Annotated in this window: 16 protein-coding genes; 11 read left to right on the top strand and 5 right to left on the bottom strand. The window is 45.0% G+C overall.

Annotation, left to right across the window (positions count from 1 at the left end; all coding sequences use genetic code 11):
* Positions 1-30: 30 nt before the first annotated feature.
* Positions 31-219 carry a DUF2986 domain-containing protein gene (locus OCU35_RS15970; RefSeq protein WP_017243292.1) on the bottom strand — a complete coding sequence of 63 codons (189 nt, stop codon included), beginning with the start codon at positions 217-219 and terminating at the stop codon, positions 31-33.
* A gap of 156 nt (positions 220-375) precedes the next feature.
* On the opposite strand from OCU35_RS15970, the gene OCU35_RS15965 reads away from it, so the two are divergent.
* Together OCU35_RS15965 and OCU35_RS15960 are read left to right on the top strand one after the other, a co-directional pair.
* Positions 376-1,467 (top strand): ketoacyl-ACP synthase III, encoded by a 1,092-nt coding sequence (locus OCU35_RS15965; protein ID WP_261826531.1) that lies wholly within the window; start codon positions 376-378, stop codon positions 1,465-1,467.
* A 79-nt stretch (positions 1,468-1,546) separates the two neighbouring features.
* Positions 1,547-1,930 (top strand): thiol-disulfide oxidoreductase DCC family protein, encoded by a 384-nt coding sequence (locus OCU35_RS15960; protein ID WP_102443112.1) that lies wholly within the window; start codon positions 1,547-1,549, stop codon positions 1,928-1,930.
* A 104-nt stretch (positions 1,931-2,034) separates the two neighbouring features.
* Here the strand turns inward: OCU35_RS15960 and OCU35_RS15955 are convergent, their stop codons facing one another.
* From OCU35_RS15955 to OCU35_RS15945, 3 genes are all read right to left on the bottom strand, one after another.
* A complete protein-coding gene (locus tag OCU35_RS15955; RefSeq protein ID WP_261825301.1) occupies positions 2,035-3,438 on the bottom strand; it encodes an IS4 family transposase in 1,404 nt (467 codons plus the stop codon).
* Positions 3,439-3,546: 108 nt separating this feature from the next.
* Entirely contained in the window at positions 3,547-6,318 is a 2,772-nt protein-coding gene (locus tag OCU35_RS15950; protein ID WP_261826530.1) for a glycoside hydrolase family 3 protein, read from the bottom strand.
* 401 nt (positions 6,319-6,719) lie between these two features.
* Positions 6,720-8,423 carry an FAD-dependent oxidoreductase gene (locus OCU35_RS15945; RefSeq protein ID WP_261826529.1) on the bottom strand — a complete coding sequence of 568 codons (1,704 nt, stop codon included), beginning with the start codon at positions 8,421-8,423 and terminating at the stop codon, positions 6,720-6,722.
* Positions 8,424-8,593: 170 nt separating this feature from the next.
* Between OCU35_RS15945 and OCU35_RS15940 the strand changes: the two genes are divergently transcribed.
* The 3 genes from OCU35_RS15940 to OCU35_RS15930 are packed head-to-tail and all read left to right on the top strand — an operon-like array spanning position 8,594 to position 9,814.
* Positions 8,594-8,947, top strand: a complete 354-nt coding sequence (locus OCU35_RS15940; RefSeq protein ID WP_261826528.1) for an ArsR/SmtB family transcription factor — start codon at positions 8,594-8,596, stop codon at positions 8,945-8,947.
* Positions 8,948-8,961: 14 nt separating this feature from the next.
* On the top strand, positions 8,962-9,384 hold the full coding sequence (locus OCU35_RS15935) for a YeeE/YedE family protein (protein WP_261826527.1): 423 nt from the start codon (positions 8,962-8,964) through the stop codon (positions 9,382-9,384).
* Positions 9,385-9,388: 4 nt separating this feature from the next.
* Complete coding sequence (locus OCU35_RS15930) at positions 9,389-9,814, top strand: YeeE/YedE family protein (protein ID WP_261826526.1); 426 nt, start codon at positions 9,389-9,391, stop codon at positions 9,812-9,814.
* Between the two features lie 57 nt (positions 9,815-9,871).
* On the opposite strand, the gene OCU35_RS15925 is transcribed toward OCU35_RS15930, so the two are convergent.
* Complete coding sequence (locus OCU35_RS15925) at positions 9,872-10,777, bottom strand: endonuclease/exonuclease/phosphatase family protein (protein ID WP_261826525.1); 906 nt, start codon at positions 10,775-10,777, stop codon at positions 9,872-9,874.
* Positions 10,778-11,053: 276 nt separating this feature from the next.
* Between OCU35_RS15925 and nrdD the strand changes: the two genes are divergently transcribed.
* From nrdD to modB, 6 genes are all read left to right on the top strand, one after another.
* Positions 11,054-13,174, top strand: a complete 2,121-nt coding sequence (gene nrdD, locus OCU35_RS15920; RefSeq protein ID WP_261826524.1) for an anaerobic ribonucleoside-triphosphate reductase — start codon at positions 11,054-11,056, stop codon at positions 13,172-13,174.
* Positions 13,175-13,209: 35 nt separating this feature from the next.
* Positions 13,210-13,680 (top strand): anaerobic ribonucleoside-triphosphate reductase-activating protein, encoded by a 471-nt coding sequence (gene nrdG, locus OCU35_RS15915; RefSeq protein WP_017032243.1) that lies wholly within the window; start codon positions 13,210-13,212, stop codon positions 13,678-13,680.
* A gap of 156 nt (positions 13,681-13,836) precedes the next feature.
* A complete protein-coding gene (locus OCU35_RS15910; protein WP_261826523.1) occupies positions 13,837-15,018 on the top strand; it encodes an amino acid aminotransferase in 1,182 nt (393 codons plus the stop codon).
* A gap of 33 nt (positions 15,019-15,051) precedes the next feature.
* Positions 15,052-15,699, top strand: coding sequence for an ATP-dependent zinc protease family protein (locus OCU35_RS15905; RefSeq protein ID WP_017243283.1), 648 nt, complete (start codon positions 15,052-15,054; stop codon positions 15,697-15,699).
* A 50-nt stretch (positions 15,700-15,749) separates the two neighbouring features.
* Positions 15,750-16,499 carry a molybdate ABC transporter substrate-binding protein gene (gene modA / locus OCU35_RS15900; protein WP_065599804.1) on the top strand — a complete coding sequence of 250 codons (750 nt, stop codon included), beginning with the start codon at positions 15,750-15,752 and terminating at the stop codon, positions 16,497-16,499.
* A gap of 7 nt (positions 16,500-16,506) precedes the next feature.
* Positions 16,507-17,199 (top strand): molybdate ABC transporter permease subunit, encoded by a 693-nt coding sequence (gene modB / locus OCU35_RS15895; RefSeq protein WP_026012797.1) that lies wholly within the window; start codon positions 16,507-16,509, stop codon positions 17,197-17,199.
* The last annotated feature ends 7 nt before the right edge of the window (positions 17,200-17,206 follow it).

Below are 17,206 nucleotides of genomic sequence, written 5' to 3'. Positions count from 1 at the left end.
TGGAGTCGAAACGAGTTTGGGAGAGGGCTTTTAGCCTGCTGGAGACTCTTGCTCTGTTGGCTCTTGCTCGACAGACACTTCGGCTTGCTCAGCTTCAAGCTCCATTTTTGCGCGCTCTGCCTTTGAAATGTACTTCGGCTTATTCGAGCTATGTAGCTTTGAGTTTTGTTTTTTCAGTCTCTTCTTAAAGATCTGATTGATTTTCTTCTTGCGGTTCATTTTTTAACCTTGCTTAGCTTAACGGGGCTAAGACTATCACATTCTAACAATTTTGGTGATGTTAAGCGGAGAATTAAGTATTGCTAACCGTTATTTGTCTCCTTTGAATGCAGTATACTCATTGGACCAATAATGATTTGAAACAAAGCAGGTAGTATGGCGAAGAAGTTTGCAGAAATTTCGGGTTGGGGAAAGTGTCTTCCACCAACAGTATTGACGAACGATGATCTTAGTACGTTTCTTGATACGTCAGATGAGTGGATTAAACCAAGAACGGGGATATCCGCAAGGCGCATCAGTCATGTGCAAACCTCAGATCTAGCAACAGTAGCTGCTCAGCAAGCAATTGATTGTGCGGGTATTCAAGCCAGTGATCTTGACCTTATCATCGTGGCTACGTGTTCTCCTGATACCTTGATCCCTAACATTGCCTCCAAAGTGCAAAATAACCTGAAGGCGTTTCAAGCAGCTGCTTTTGATCTTAATGCCGCCTGTACAGGATTTGTCTACGGTCTGGAAACTGCGACACGCATGATTCAAGCGGGTGCCTATAAGCATGTGTTGGTTATTGGTGCAGAAAGACTGAGCTTCTTTATCGATTGGACGCAGCGTGATACTGCGGTTCTATTTGGAGACGGCGCAGGCGCGGTAGTACTTTCAGAGACAGAAGAGGAAGTGGGTTTACTGCAAAGTAAGTTAGGTTGTGACTCTGAGGGTAGAGACATTCTAGCAGTACCAAGCTTTGGTACTTCAATGGAAAGGTTTGCTACAGATAATGGCTACTTTGAGTTTAACTTTGTAGGGCGAGAGATATTTAAGCGCGCAGTAAAAGGCATGGGAAGTGCGGCTCAGCACGTGTTAACTGAAGCTCAATTGCCAACCTCTAAGATTGACCTTGTGATTCCCCATCAAGCCAATGTGCGAATTATTCAAACGTTGTGCGATCTAGCGGGTATTGAGCAAGAAAAGGCCTTTATCAACATCCAAAATTACGGTAATACTTCGGCAGCCACTGTGCCAATTGCTATCTGCGAAGCCGCAGAGCTGGGCGCAATCAAGCCTGGTTCTGAGATCTTAACCGCAGCCTTTGGCGCGGGCCTGACTTGGGGCGCAGGTAGAATCCGTTGGGGTCAACGTGTGACGCCAATAAGAGAAAGCGAAGCGGCTCTTCCCGCAAGTGATAAAACGGCTATTGAGCTTCTTGAACAAGCCATCGAACACTGCAAGAACAACCCAACAAAAGGTTAACTGCTAACGGCCAGCATGACCTATATTTTTAGCTATTCCGTATGAAGAGTATTCTCACTTACTGGCGATAGAGGAAAATATGGGTCAATTCACCCTGTTCTATGATGGCACCTGCCCATTGTGCGTTAAGGAAATGGCGTCCCTTAAAAAGCATGACACATCCAATCAACTGCTACTCGTCGATATTCACGCTCAACACTTTACTGATTACCCCTATATAGATGCCAAACAAGCATCGGTAATGCTGCACGCGTTAAATGAAGAAGGAAAACTTCTATTGGGTTTGGATGTCACCTACCAGGCTTGGAGTAGAGTAGGGAAAGGTTGGCTGTACGCGCCAACGCGTTGGAAACTGTTTCGCCCTTTGTGCGACAAAATCTATCTATGGTTTGCCAGAAATCGCTATTCAATCTCCCGCTGGCTAACCGGATCTTCACGATGTGATAGCTGCAGGCTCAAGTAGCGAGATAAAAAAAGACCGAGACACACGGGGGAGCGCTCGGTCTATATCATCTGATAGCTGATAGCTGATAGCTGATAGCTGATAGCTGATAGCCTGTCTCTTGATCACAAGTCGAGTCCTTTGAGCATTTCATAGGATTCGACTAGTTGCATTAGCTGTAACCAGCCATCCCATAATGCTACAACTCCCACACGACCATTCCGTTTACTATCATGCCAGCGACCTAACTTGGCGAGGGCGTAATATCCCCAATGCAGTGAAGGGGGCTCTGTTGGTATTGGCTTAGTTTTGTGCGCCGCTTTCCATAGTATTTTCCAACTGACGTTACTGAAATAAACCGTGCATGGAATATTCTTCGCCTCTTCCTTGTTTTGCGTCAGTTCCCGTAACTGAAATAAACGTACTGCGATAAAGGCTTGAATAACGGCTACACGACGTAAATTATCACGACTTTGCATACGCAATCTTTCTACTTGTGTACCTTCTGATTTCCAGATTTTATGAAACTCCTCTATGCGCCACCTTAGTTCGTAGTAGCGAGCTATTTGACGAGCTTCTTCGGGAGTTGTCACTGGTTCGGTCGTATAAAGTACCCAGCGTAATTTACCTTTTTCGCCGTTGGGTTCGACTTCTTGGCAGACCACGGCATTTACAGTAATAGTGGCTTCTGCTTTAGCGCGTTGAGGCTTTTGCAACGTCACCGATGTATGACTCAATGCTATCGTTGCGGTTCGCGCTCGACGTCCACCTTTCTGTTGAATATCTATGGTGTAGTGAGCGCTTGGTTCAAGGGCATCGAGTACTGTAAAAAGCTTTTCATCAAAGCCGACTAAGCGTCGATTGTCGCTTGCTCGTACGACAAAACGGTGACCTTGACTGATTTGATAGTCTAGGTATTCGTACATATCCGCTTCGCGATCACAAACATCAATGACATTGTCGAGTGTTTCAAGTCGTGATGAGAGTTGTTCAACATTATGTTGCCATTTATAACTCTCTTTTTCGCTACGCTCTCTGCATTGTAATTGATGGGTTTGTTGTACTTGCTTACTTTGTCGGTACCAATAATGTTGATAAGCCAACCCAAGCACTTGTTCACTCTGAGCATCCAACATCAATGTGGAATGAGCATAGAGTGTTCGTCCTTTATTACTGTGGCGGGTGTCGCTCCCTGAATTGACTTCGCCGAGTTCTTCACAAACAGAATGGCGGTAGCTCAGACCAGTAGTATCTTGGAGTGCTAAGACTAAAGGGCGCTGACGAACTAACTCGTCAGTTTGAGTGTACCCAGCCTCAGCAATGGCTTCGGGGCTGATACTATCGTTACGAATGAAGCGGTAAGCACCTTCGATACTGGCAGGGTCATCACAAGAACGACTCACCGATTTACCAGCGTTTTTAGCTAGATCACTGGCTACTTTAACCAGGCGGTTAGTGCGACGAGGATCGCCAAGCTGTGCACGACCAAAAATAAATTCAGCCCAGTGCTCAGAGTTGGAAGTAAACATAGAAAGTGTGACCTAATAAGCTAAAAGAAGTATTAGATCACACTGAGATTAGATAACAAGACTTGTGTATGAAAGTCAGGCTGATAGCTGATAGCTACTGGCTGTTAGTTACAGTTTGGTGAAGCTTAGCGTTTCAAGAACCAGTCCACGTTTAACAAAGTTAATATGTACTTCGTAAGTTCCTGCTTCTAGCTTAACGGTCAAGCCGTCAACATCAACGCTCTTACCATCTGTACCGTTCACTGGGAATGACATGCTGAACAGGCCATTTAAGTGCATGCTACATGATGACTGAGCCAGTGAGTTTCTATCGTAATGCGCTACAGCCGAGCAGTGGTATTCGCCTGCTGTTTCGATCTTGATGGTTTTAGTCACATTTGCTGCTGTATTCAACTCAATAGGCTGTTCAACAGAAATAGCGTCTTCGCTGATTTGTGCTTGCGGTGCAAACGGTTTAATCGGTTCGTACTTCTTAAGCGGGCGAGACATCACTGGCGCATCCATAATGAAGCGACAGATGTTCATTGCGCTACGTTGTAACTCACCAATAGTCAGTGTGCCGTCTTCTACCGCTTGGATTGTGTTATCACCCATACCGTTCGATTCAGCCGTGTCATTTTCAACAACCATGTATAAGTCGTTTTGAGCGCGAACCATGAACGAAGTAAAGGTTTTAGACTCTTCTCCAGCTAAAACACAGTCATTCATCTTCGCCCACCAGTCGGTCATCACGATGCCAGAATAACCCCACTCACCACGAAGAATGGTAGTGTTTAGATCGTAGTTTGATGCTGCCCAGTGACCGTTGATTGGATTGTACGAGGTCATGATAGTGGTTGCATCACCTAGCTTAACCGCCATTTCAAACGGCTTAAGGTGGATCTCTCGAAGTGCACGCGCTGACATAGCGCTATCTGAATCTACACGCGCCGTTTCTTGGTCGTTTGCTGCAAAGTGCTTAATAGTGCCTGAAACACCTGCAACCTTAAGGCCACGAGTTTGCGCTGCTGCCATAATGCCCGTCATGAACGGATCTTCAGAGAAGTACTCGAAGTTACGGCCATTTAATGGGTGACGGTGGATGTTGATGCCAGGACCAAGCAAGGTATCAATAAGGTTTGCTTGCATCTCTTCACCCACAAGCTTGAATAGCTCATGGTTAAGCGGTGTGTTCCACGTACACGCTAGCAGGGTACCGATTGGCACCTGAGAGGCTTTATGTCCGCTATCCATGCGGATACCAGAAGGGCCATCTGCTGCAGCTGCTGTTGGGATACCTAGCTCAAACAAGCTATCGCTAACACCGCCAAATGCGGCCGCAGTACCTGGAGTCACCTTAGGGCTACACATACCTTCACCGCGAACGATAGTCGCTAACTGCTCAAGACTAAGCTGAGCAATGAACTCTTCTAGAGTTGCTTTGCCTTCCTTAACATCAGCTAAACGAATACCCTTATCACCAGTGATTTCATAAGTGGTAGGCATGTTGGCTGTGATGCGTTCCTCAAGAGAAACGGTGCGTTGCGGTACTGCTTCGTATGCTTTTTCGTACAAGCCATTTGTTGCTAATGCACCAGGCTTAAGACGATCAAACTCTTGTATCGCTGCCATTGCTTCTTGAAGCTGCTCTACTACAACTAGGTCTTTTAGCTCAACCTTAGCGTCGATAGCGGTTGCTTGACGTACGTTTTCACCCAAGTAGAACTGGTATGTGCCAGCTTCAACTACGAACGCGTGAGCATTGCCAGTAACGCCGTTGTCGTCAAATGAAGCCAGTGCGCTCAATGCTACAGTGATAGTCACAGTGTCACTTTGCCCAGCTTCTAACTCGCAAGTTTTTCCGAAACCCGCCAACACACGAGCAGGTTTGCCAAGCTTACCTTGAGGTGCTTCTACATAGAGCTGAACCACTTCTTTAGCTTTGTATTGTGAGCCTGTGTTAGTGACCTTTATGTCAAACGTAAAGAATTGATCTTTTCCTTCGGCTTCAACTTTGAATGAAATGCACTCGCGCTCGAAGCTTGTGTATGAAAGACCGTGACCAAATGGGTACTGAACGGCTTCTTTGTTAAAGGTTTCAAAGTAGCGGTAACCCACATAGATGTCTTCTTGGTATTGGTTACATACCTTGCTACCGAAGTTAGCATCAGAAGGGTAGTCTGATAACTTGTAGGCGATAGTGTTTGTTAGGCGGCCACTTGGTGCGATATCACCTGACAATACGTCAGCAAGCGCGTGTCCACCTTCCATACCTGCAGCCCAGCTGTACAGTACCGCAGTGATTGACTCTTTATGGTCAACAGTCTCTAGCCAAGACATGTCCATAATGTTGGTCACGTTCATGACGATGATTACGTTATCAAAGAAGGCGTTGACCTTGTTTACCATAGCAAGCTCAAGATCAGTTAACTTGTAGCTTCCTGCTTCGTTGGCATTATCTTGGTCTTCACCCGCGGTACGGCCAATAAAGACGACTGCTTTGTTTGATTTAGCTGCAGCAGTCTTAACAATGTCATCTGACAGAGGCATTTCGTGTTGGAACCAAGGTTCTGCTGCCCAACCGCCACCGCCATCGTCAAATGGGTTGTCTGTAATCCAATTTTCGTAAACGCTGACCAGTTCTTCATTGATAACAACAGCTTTATTTGCGCGCAGACCTTCTAAAGCATTCACTGCGTAGGGTACGTTTACCGCGCCACCTGAGCCCGTGCCGCTTCTATAGGTGTCAATTTGACAACGGCCAAATAGAGAAACGGTATCTTCCGATGAAAGGGGAAGCGTATTTTGACGATTCTCTAATAATACAATGCCTTCACCAGCAGCCTGACGGCTGACTGGGACTAAGTTTTTCTGTGCAATGCGTATTTGTTCTGTTTGCATAAAGTTATCCGATAAACCTATTAATGGGCTAAATTTAAGAACACTTTGAATGGGTGCAACCTAGAAAGAAAGCGCTTTCTTTTTGCGTACAAAGAAAATGTTCCACGTTAATATTTCCCCCCCATGATGAATATCTGGAAGGTTTTGTTGATTTGTTGGCAGTGTAAATAACAAAACTGAGCTTGTGTGTAAGAAATACCAATAGTGTGAAATCATTCTCATTGTGTGTATTGATAAGGGGATCTTGCTCTCGTAATTACAGGGAAAAGTGGGAAAGGGAAAAGGGGAAAGTTGGAGAGGGGGCAATAAAAAACGCTTCACCTTGTACTTACACAAGACGAAGCGTTATTGGGAACTAGTTAAGCAAACGCAAGCATTTGCTTGCAATCACAGTACGGCTTTTAAGCATTAGCAATCTTATAGGTTTTGAACCCGCCTATCAGGTTTCTTGCTTTGAAGCCATTATTCACCAATTGTCGATAGGCGACGTTACCGCGTAGGCCAACTTGGCAGTAAATCACTATCTCTTTGTCTTTTGGCAGTTCATGCATTCTATGACGAAGTTGGTCTACTGGAATATTGATATCGCCTTGAATGTGGTTGCCATTCTCGCGCTCACCGGGGTTACGTACATCGAGTAAGACTTGATTATCTGACAAGTTATCAACCTGATCAAAGTGAATGGGTGTTGAGTCACCCTTAACAATATTGTTGGCAACGAACGCCGCTTGGTTGATGACATCTTTCGCCGAACCGTAAGGGGGAGCGTAAGTCAGTTCTAAATGTTGAAGCTGATCAACCGTCATGCCAGCACGTTGGGCCACCGCCATCACATCGATTCGTTTATCAACGCCATCTTTACCGGTTGCTTGGGCGCCAAAAATCTTGCCTGTAACAGGGTCGAACAGCATTTTGAACGAAACTATCTCAGCCCCTGGGTAATAGCTTGCGTGGCTAGCGGTGTGAACATACACCTTTTCAAAATTGATGCCTGCGCGCACAAGCTGTTTCTCATTTTTACCTGTAGACGCAATGGCTAAGTCAAACACTTTACAAATGGCGGTGCCTTGTGTGCCTTGATAGGTTTCCTGACGGCCAAGCATGTTATCGGCGGCCATTCTACCTTGTCTATTTGCAGGTCCTGCCAGAGGCACAAGGGTTTGATTTCCGGTTACGAAATCCTTTTCTTCTACCGCGTCACCCACGGCATAAATATAAGGGTCGCTGGTTTGCATAGACTCATTGGTATAGATACCGCCTAGCTTGCCTATCTCAAGACCGGCTTGCTGAGCGAGTGTAGTTTCAGGTTTAACACCAATAGCCATAATCAGGATATCTGTTGCCAGCTCTTCACCATTGTTGAGCTTTAGGTTCAACGAGCCTTGCAGATGTTGATGATGCTCTGTTTCACCGGCTTCAGTATTTGCGATATGTCGATTAGGTTTGTACTCCACAGACTGAAGTGCGACGCCGAGTCTGAGGTCTATGCCCTTATCTAGAATTTCTGTATGGACAAAGCCCGCCATTTCACGGTCAACAGGGGTCATAACCTGATCGGCCATTTCAATCAGGGTAGTTTTGATGCCCAGCTGATGAAATGCTTCCATCATCTCTAGACCAATAAACCCACCGCCAACAACGGTCGCATGCTCAGCTTTGTTCATTTTTAGGGTATTGATGATGCGATCCATATCGGGAATATTTCGCAGCGAGTGGGTGAGTGGATTATCCAATCCGTCAATAGGGGGCACGATCGGTCCTGCGCCAGGGCTGAGCAACAAGAAGTCATAGCTTTCTGTGTATTCGTTGCCATCAAGCAGGTTCTTTACGGTTACTGTTTTCTCTTGACGCTGAATAGCAACAACCTCGTTCATCACTCGTACATCGACGTTAAATCGTGCAAGGAAACTCTCGGGAGTTTGTAGCAGAAGCTTGCTTCGGTCGGTGATGTCACCACCGATGTGATAAGGCAGACCGCAGTTGGCAAAAGAAACAAACTCGCCTCGTTCAAACATGATAATTTCTGCATCTTCGCTCAATCGACGTGCTCTGGTAGCCGCCGATGCGCCACCGGCGACACCGCCTACGATAAGGATCTTAGTCATTGTTGTTGCTCCAAACTTGTTTTTATATTTGTGGGCTGTGAGTATTTCACTTCAATAAGTAAATTCTAATATTAACAGGGCTAAATTTGCAAGCACTAAATTAGCATTGACTAATTTAGTGTGTGGTTTACACTATCCGCAGTCATACAATTAAATGAAAGGTATGAGGCTTGATAGAAAATAACCAAAGCTATGCACAAATCAATGTAAAAACTGATGCACAAACCGAGGCATCCGATCTTCTTGAGATAAAAGCAAAAGCGGACAATGTCGCGTCTGTTTTGAAGGTATTGTCTCACTCAGAGCGTTTGATGGTGGTGTGCCAATTAATTGAGGGTGAGAAAGGGGTGTCGGACCTGCAGAAAGGATCGCTACTTAATCAATCGGCATTATCTCAGCATCTTAAGGTGCTAAGAGACAACGAACTTGTGCAAGTGAGAAAAGAATCGCAAAAAGTGTTTTATTCGCTGAAAAACCAGCAAGTAGAACAGCTTATCCAATCGCTATATCAAATTTACTGTTAATTAAGGAGAAGATTGTGGAGTTTACCATTCCTTGGTCCTCGCTATTCGGGGGAATGCTTTTAGGCGTTTCAGCATCAATGTTATTACTTTTCAACGGCAAGATTGCTGGCATTAGCGGTATTGTCTCTGGTCTTATGAAAAATGAATCCGGAGATAGAGGTTGGCGCTGGTTGTTTGTTATCGGCATGGTCGCTGGTGGTGTATTAGGAGTAAATGCATTCGGTGCTTACATTCCAATGCAATACGACACCAACCTAGTGCTGCTATTACTTGGCGGTTTATTTGTGGGTATAGGCACTAAAATTGGCAATGGATGCACGTCCGGTCATGGCATCTGTGGAATTGGACGCTTGTCTAAGCGCTCAATCGTCGCGACCTGCGTGTTTATGCTGGTGTCTGGTATTACTGTGTTTGTTCGCTTGCATCTAGTGGGGTAAGGGTATGTTTAAATTTATCTCAATTATTGCGGGTGTGTTATTTGGTCTGGGTATGGCTATCTCAGGAATGGTCGACCCGGTGAAGGTTATTGGATTCTTGGATATTGCGGGCAACTGGGACCCAAGTCTGGCGTTTGTGATGGGTGGCGGCTTAGGCGTGTTCTTGCCTGTGTACTTTTTGGTTATTAAGAAGCAGCCAAAACCACTAGTAGCAGAGACATTTTCAGTTTCCAAAAGCAGCCTTATCGATAGTCGTTTGCTAGTGGGAGCTGGGTTATTTGGTATCGGTTGGGGTTTAGTGGGTATTTGCCCTGGACCTGTCGTTTCGTCATTAGGAACAGGCAACATACAAGCATGGATGTTCCTAGTGGCAATGCTGGCAGGTTTTTATATTGGCGGACGCGTAACGAGTGTCACAGCTAAGTCTTGAGCAATGCTAGAGTCGATGATTAATCAACGCCCTCAAATATGAGGGCGTTTTTGTGTACTACTTGATCGAGAGCGACACAGGACAGTGATCACTGAGCTGATAGTTAATTACATCGTTTTTTGAAAAAGTGTCTTGAGCAGGCTCAGAGAACGCTAAGTCGGAACTCACGATGACATGATCAATAAGATTTCGGAACCTATGAGTTTGTTTCGGGTTTCTGTTAGAGCGCACTTCACACTTCGCCTTAGAGTCAGCTGATGCGAGAACTGCATTCGTTGTGCCTTGTGTAAGTTGCTCCCATAACCAGTCGCCTCTGTAGGCAAGGTTATGGTTAAAATCGCCCAGGATGACAAAAGAATCTCTGTTGCTCTGCCTATCCTTAATCCACTGATTGAGCATTGTTCCTTGTTTCTCCAAGAGTTTGCAGGATCGGTTGTTACGTTTGGCGCCCTGACAGCCCGCTTTAAGATGAACAGAAAGCAAATGGATATTTGGCTTACTGTTGTTTCTTTCTATCTCTATATAGCTGGCAAAGCGAAGCTTACCATTTTTGCTGGGGTTCAAATCAATATCGGGGTGGTTATGAACCTTGAACATCTTGCGTATAGCAAATCCCGTGTACTGGTTGATATCGTTGAACTGGCGTTGGGAATTTGTAGTCAGCGCACGATCAGACAGCATTATGTGATAATCAGTACCAACGACCTTGTTGATGGCATCAGCACTATCGACTTCTTGAAAAGCAAGGATGTCTGCATGGGTCTTATGAAAGTAACCAGACAAGCTTGAGAAGTCATTCATGCTCCTATTACTTTCAGAATATTGTGGATAACTCTGCGTAGATAGCCAGGCTATGTTCCAAGTGGTGAGGTTTATAGTGGTTGCATATGCACCGCTTGGTAGAGCTGAAATCAGCAATATTACCCAAGTAAATGCAAGTGATTTTTTTAGTTTTTCTAGCATCTAAATCCTTTGTTCCTTTTCATTGCCCATTCCAAAAGCGCTTCAAAAATTGCAAGTTCTTCTGAAAAATTTATACGATTTTTTTTGTTATGAGGACGAGATCATTTATTCAAAAAAGATCGGTCTCAAAATCGCTTACTCAACCTTTATATTGATCTAGATCAAAAACATTGGGTGGCGGTTCTCGTTTAATACGCCCACAATATGTAGTGTGTAAAACAAATATGAATACCCTATATAGTGTATCTGTGTATATGCTGTGGGTAAGGAGAATATGTGAAACCAGTTGTTCTAAAAAGAGACGGATCTCTCGCCCCATTTACCAAGGATCGTATTGTTGCAGCAATAAAAAGTGCTGCACCTCACACAGATGAAGACTTAGCGAACTATGCCGAGGGCGTCGCTTTATCTGTTGAGCAACAACTGGTAGATAGCCAAGAAGTGGATATCCAGCAAATCCAAACCCTAGTCGAGAACGAACTGATGCAAGGTCCTTATAAAGGACTGGCACGCTCGTACATCGAATACCGTCATGACCGTGATATGGCTCGTGAGAAGAAGAGTGTCCTGAACCAAGAAATTCAGGGTCTAATCGAGCAATCTAATGCTGACCTTCTTAACGAAAACGCCAACAAAGACGGTAAAGTGATCCCAACTCAGCGTGATCTCCTTGCAGGTATTGTAGCTAAACACTACGCAAAGACGCACATTTTGCCTCGTGACATTGTTAAAGCACACGAAGACGGCGATATTCATTACCACGACCTTGATTACGCACCGTTTTTCCCAATGTTTAACTGCATGCTAATCGACCTTAAGGGCATGCTAACACATGGCTTTAAAATGGGTAATGCAGAGATTGATACTCCGAAATCAATCTCGACAGCGACCGCGGTTACTGCGCAAATCATTGCTCAGGTTGCTAGCCACATCTACGGCGGTACAACCATTAACCGTATTGATGAAGTCCTAGAACCGTATGTGACTTGCAGCTACGAAAAGCACCTTGAAGTAGCTAAAGAATGGGATATTCATAACCCTGAAGAATTTGCACGCTCTCGTACAGAGAAAGAGTGTTACGACGCTTTTCAATCTCTAGAGTATGAGGTCAATACTCTGCACACAGCAAACGGTCAAACTCCTTTTGTTACTTTTGGTTTTGGTCTTGGCTCTACATGGGCTTCAAAGCTGATTCAAACGTCTATTTTAAAGAACCGTATTGCTGGCCTTGGTAAGAACAAGAAGACAGCGGTCTTCCCTAAGTTGGTGTTTGCAATCCAAGATGGCTTGAACCATAAGCCAACGGATCCTAACTACGATATTAAACAGTTGGCTCTTGAATGTGCGTCTAAGCGTATGTACCCAGATATCTTAAACTACGACAAGGTAGTAGAAGTAACGGGTTCATTCAAAACGCCTATGGGTTGTCGTAGCTTCCTCAACGTCTATGAAGAAAACGGCGAGATGATCCATGAAGGACGCAACAACCTTGGTGTTGTTAGCCTTAACTTGCCACGTATTGCACTGCAAGCTGGTGGCAGTGAAGAACGTTTCTATGAGTTACTAGACGAAAAACTAGTGACAGCGCGTCGCGCCCTAGAGACTCGTATCACTCGACTTGAAAACGTTAAAGCTCGCGTTGCTCCTATTTTGTATATGGAAGGCGCGTGTGGTGTTCGCCTAAACCCTGATGATTCAGTGGCTGAAATCTTTAAAAATGGCCGTGCATCAATTTCACTAGGTTACATCGGTATTCACGAAACCATTAATGCGCTGTTTGGTAATGAAGAGCACGTATTTGATGAGTCTCGTTTGCGTGAGAAAGCACTAGACATCGTTGCTTACCTAAAAGAAAACGTTGAGCGCTGGACTGAAGAAACGGGCTATGGATTTAGCTTGTACGGTACACCAAGTGAAAACCTATGCAGCCGTTTCTGCCGCGTAGACACTAAAGAATTTGGTGTCATCAAAGGCGTTACAGATAAGGGTTACTACACCAACAGCTTCCACCTAGATGTTGAAAAGAAAGTAAACCCGTACGATAAGATTGACTTTGAGATGCCGTATCCGCTTATCTCAACGGGTGGCTTCATCTGTTACGGTGAATTCCCGAACATGCAGCGCAATATTGAAGCGCTAGAAAATGTCTGGGATTATTCATACAGCCGAGTTCCCTATTACGGCACTAATACACCTATCGATGAGTGTTATGAGTGTAGCTATACGGGCGAGTTTGAATGTACGAGTAAGGGCTTTACCTGTCCATCTTGTGGCAACCATGATTCCTCTAAGGTATCAGTGACACGCCGTGTGTGTGGCTACTTAGGAAGCCCAGATGCACGTCCGTTTAACTTCGGTAAGCAAGAAGAAGTTAAGCGACGCGTTAAACACCTATAATTTACAAGATTGGTTGAACCAAGAGTAGGGCATTGATGAATTACCATAACTATTATCCAGTAGATGTAGTGAACGGACCGGGGACGCGTTGTACCTTGTTTGTTTCTGGTTGCATTCATCAGTGCCGTGGTTGCTACAACCAATCGACTTGGTCTCCTAGCTCTGGCCATCTCTACACTAAAGAGATGGAAGACCAGATCATTGCTGATCTCAATGACACTCGCATTAAACGCCGTGGATTGTCTCTTTCTGGAGGCGATCCCTTGTTTCCGGGAAACGTAGAGTCAGTGCTGAATTTGGTTAAACGCGTGAAAGAAGAATGCCCAGGAAAGGACATTTGGCTTTGGACGGGTTACTTGTTAGCCGATCTCTCTTCCGAGCAACAACAGGTTGTGGATTTTGTCGATGTGTTAATCGATGGAAAGTATGAGAAAGACTTTGCGGATGTGCGTCTAGAGTGGCGTGGCAGTTCTAATCAAGTGATTCATCGCTTCGACCTAAAGTAATATATCCCAGTTTTAGGGCGTTTCATTTACGTCCCACCACCTGTCTGTGTAAAATTTAATCGCAAAAGGTCAACAGACCCTAATAACTGTTTCGATTTTTTTCGGCAAGTGATAACGTGACACTATCCAAATGAATTTCAAAGGGTTGTGACTTTCATGTTCTCCAATCTACCAGCACCTCAACAGGATCCAATCCTGTCTTTATCTTTAGCTTACAGACAAGACCAGCGCGATAAAAAGATCGATCTTGGTATCGGCGTTTATCGAAATAGTGACGGTGTAACACCGATCATGCAGTCTATACAAAAAGCTGAGCAAGTCGTTCTAAACAGCCAAGAAACCAAGGCATACGTGGGTATGGCGGGTGATGAAGAATTTAATGCTGCAGCGCTAAATCTTGTTTTACCTGACTCAGCTATCGCGGAGCGCGCCATATCCGTGCAAACGCCCGGTGCCAGTGGTGGACTGCGAATGTTGGCCGAACTCATTGCCTTCTCAAATCCAGGGGCTACGGTGTGGCTGAGCAATCCAAGCTATGTAAATCATCAACCAGTGATGGAAGCCGCCGGCCTTAAGGTTAAGCATTACCGCTACTTTGAACCAAGCAGCAAGCAAGTTGATGTGAGTGCAATGCTAGAAGATTTAAGCAAAGCAGGCGCAAGAGACGTAGTACTACTGCATGGCTGTTGCCATAACCCAACGGGTGCGGACCTTACTCAAGAAGCATGGAAGCAAGTAACGTTACTTGCTCAAAAAAATGGTTTCTTGCCGTTCATTGATATTGCTTACCAAGGTTTTGGTGATGGATTAGCGCAAGATGCGTTCGGCGTGCAACACATGGCGGCAAACCTACCTGAGTTGTTGGTGACCAGTTCTTGCTCTAAAAACTTTGGTTTGTACCGAGAGCGTACGGGTAGTGCGATCGTGGTAGCAGATCAGCAAAACCATGCAATGAATGCGCGTGGTAAGCTATTACAGATGGCAAGATCAACTTATACTATGCCTCCTGCGCATGGCGCGTCTATAGTTAAAACTGTGTTGTTAGACAATGAGTTAAAGTCTTCTTGGATGACTGAGTTAGAGCAGATGCGCTTAAGACTGGTTAGCTTAAGAGACCAACTGTGTTTAGAGTTGGCTCAGAATACAAATTCTGAGGACTTTGAGTTTATTAAACAACACAAAGGTATGTTTAGCGTACTCGGTTTCTCAGCACAGCAGATGACCAGGCTTCGTGAAGAGTTTGCTGTGTACGGTGTTAACGATGGCCGTATCAACATTGCAGGCCTAAGGGAACAAGATTTAACTTACGTAGCGTCAGCTATAGCAGCGGTTCGATAATAATAAATAACTTAGATTAACAGGGTGGATTGGATGAAACATTGGAAAATTTTAAGTATTGCTTTGTTTGCAGGCTCTTTGGTCGCATGTTCAAGCACACCACAAAAAAGTGGTGAGGAAGAAATAAAGTTTGAAAAGCCGGTCATGGAGCAAGAAACTGAAGAAGCAGTTGAAGAAGTGGTAGAAAAAGAAGAGCCAGTGGCTGTTGAAGAAGAGAAGGAAGCTGAACCAGCGCCTGCTCCGACGAAAACAGAAGATGGCAAACTTATTCTTGGTGAACAAGAATGGTTGTTCTTCCCTGAATTCAAAGCGACAGTGAAAGCACGCGTTGACTCAGGCGCTACAACGTCTTCTCTATCCGCTATCGAAGTTAAGCAGTTTGAGCGTGATGGCAAGAAGTGGGTGAAGTTCAAACCAGCCTACGCCGGGAAAGTTGGCAAAGAGATCAGCTTGCCAATCGAGCGCTTTGCAAAAGTGAAGCAGTCAAGCTCAGAAGAATCGGATAAACGTCCTGTGGTAGCGATTTGGATCCAGCTTTCTGAACTGAAAGAGAAGACAGAGTTTACTCTAGTCGATCGCTCGCACTTAGACTTCCCAGTGTTGCTTGGACGTAGTTTCGTACGAGATGTGGCGATTGTTGATGTCAGTCGTAAATACGTACAACCAAAAATCACTAAATAATAACGAACAACTAGGTGCCCTTTATTGGGCACCTACTTATTAAGAACCTTATGCCGCGTATTCTAATTCCGCTTTTATTACTCTTCTCTTCATTCTCATTCGCCAATTCAAACCAAACCGTCTACGTCTATGCTGCATCATCTATGACGCAGGTTGTTGAAAGGTTAATTGAAAAAGCTCAAGGGCAGGGAATAGAAGTAAAAGGGGTCTATGGCTCATCGTCTTCTCTAGCAAGGCAGATTTCCCAAGGTGCGCCTGCCGATATCTTTATATCCGCGAACACACAGTGGATGGATTATCTAGAACAACAGGGTAAAGGCGTTAAACCCTCGATTAACATTGCGGGAAATCAGCTTGTTGTAGTGTCAGGAAATAAAGACGTAAGGTTCGATAGACTAGATGATCTCTCTAACTGGAACAAAATGTTAGACGGTCAGCGTTTAGCCATTGGTGAATCAAACACCGTTCCTGTTGGTATCTATGCGAAACAAGCCTTACAGAATCTAGGCGTGTGGCAGTCACTGTCAAAACACACGGCTCCAATGAAAAATACTCGTGCTGTGCTTGCTATGGTGGAAAGGCAGCAGGTGCCAATGGGTATTGTGTATGTTACCGATGCAAAACAGTCTAAACAGGCTCATCTAGTTTCGGCTATCCCAATGGATCTTTACGAGCCTATTAAGTACCCAGCGTTGCTACTTTCAGATAAAAGCAGCGCAAATCAGGTATACAAAGCCCTTTATAGCAAAGAGATGAGTCAATATTTGCTAGAGTTAGGATTTACCCCATTAACCCAATAGGGAAGGTGTGATGCTCACCGAGTTAGAAATTACAGCCCTAGCACTGAGCCTAAAAGTAGCCTTTGTTGCGAGTATTTGTATTTTACCTATCGGAATTGCACTGGCTTGGCTTTTGGCTAAAAAAGAGTTCTATGGCAAAAGTCTGCTCGACGGACTTATTCACTTGCCGTTAGTTCTGCCTCCTGTGGTCATCGGATATGTATTGCTGATCTTGTTTGGAAAACAAGGCCCGCTTGGCAAATGGCTAGAGCAGTATCTCGGACTCGACTTCTCGTTCAGTTGGAGAGGTGCGGCCTTAGCATCGGCAGTGGTTGCGTTGCCTTTAATGGTGAGGGCCATTCGCCTTAGTATTTTATCTGTGGACAGCAAGCTTGAAGACGCCGCAATGACACTGGGTGCTAACCCATGGAGAGTGTTCCAGCGGGTAACGCTTCCATTGATTATGCCTGGGGTTATTTCTGGATTTGTGTTGGCCTTTGCGCGCAGCTTAGGTGAGTTTGGTGCCACCATTACCTTTGTCTCTAATATCCCTGGTGAAACTCAAACCATCCCCCTTGCTATGTTTAGCTTTCTAGAAACGCCCGGCGCAGAGTTTGAAGCGATGAGGTTGTGTATTTTAGCCATTGTAATAGCACTGGTTTCGCTATTTATCAGTGAATGGATGTCGCGCCGGTCTCAACAGAAATTGGGGCTTGTTTAATGACACT

The sequence above is a fragment of the Vibrio breoganii genome (assembly GCF_024346795.1).
GTDB classification, from domain to species: domain Bacteria; phylum Pseudomonadota; class Gammaproteobacteria; order Enterobacterales; family Vibrionaceae; genus Vibrio; species Vibrio breoganii.
This window is presented reverse-complemented; position numbering and strand designations above follow the sequence as displayed.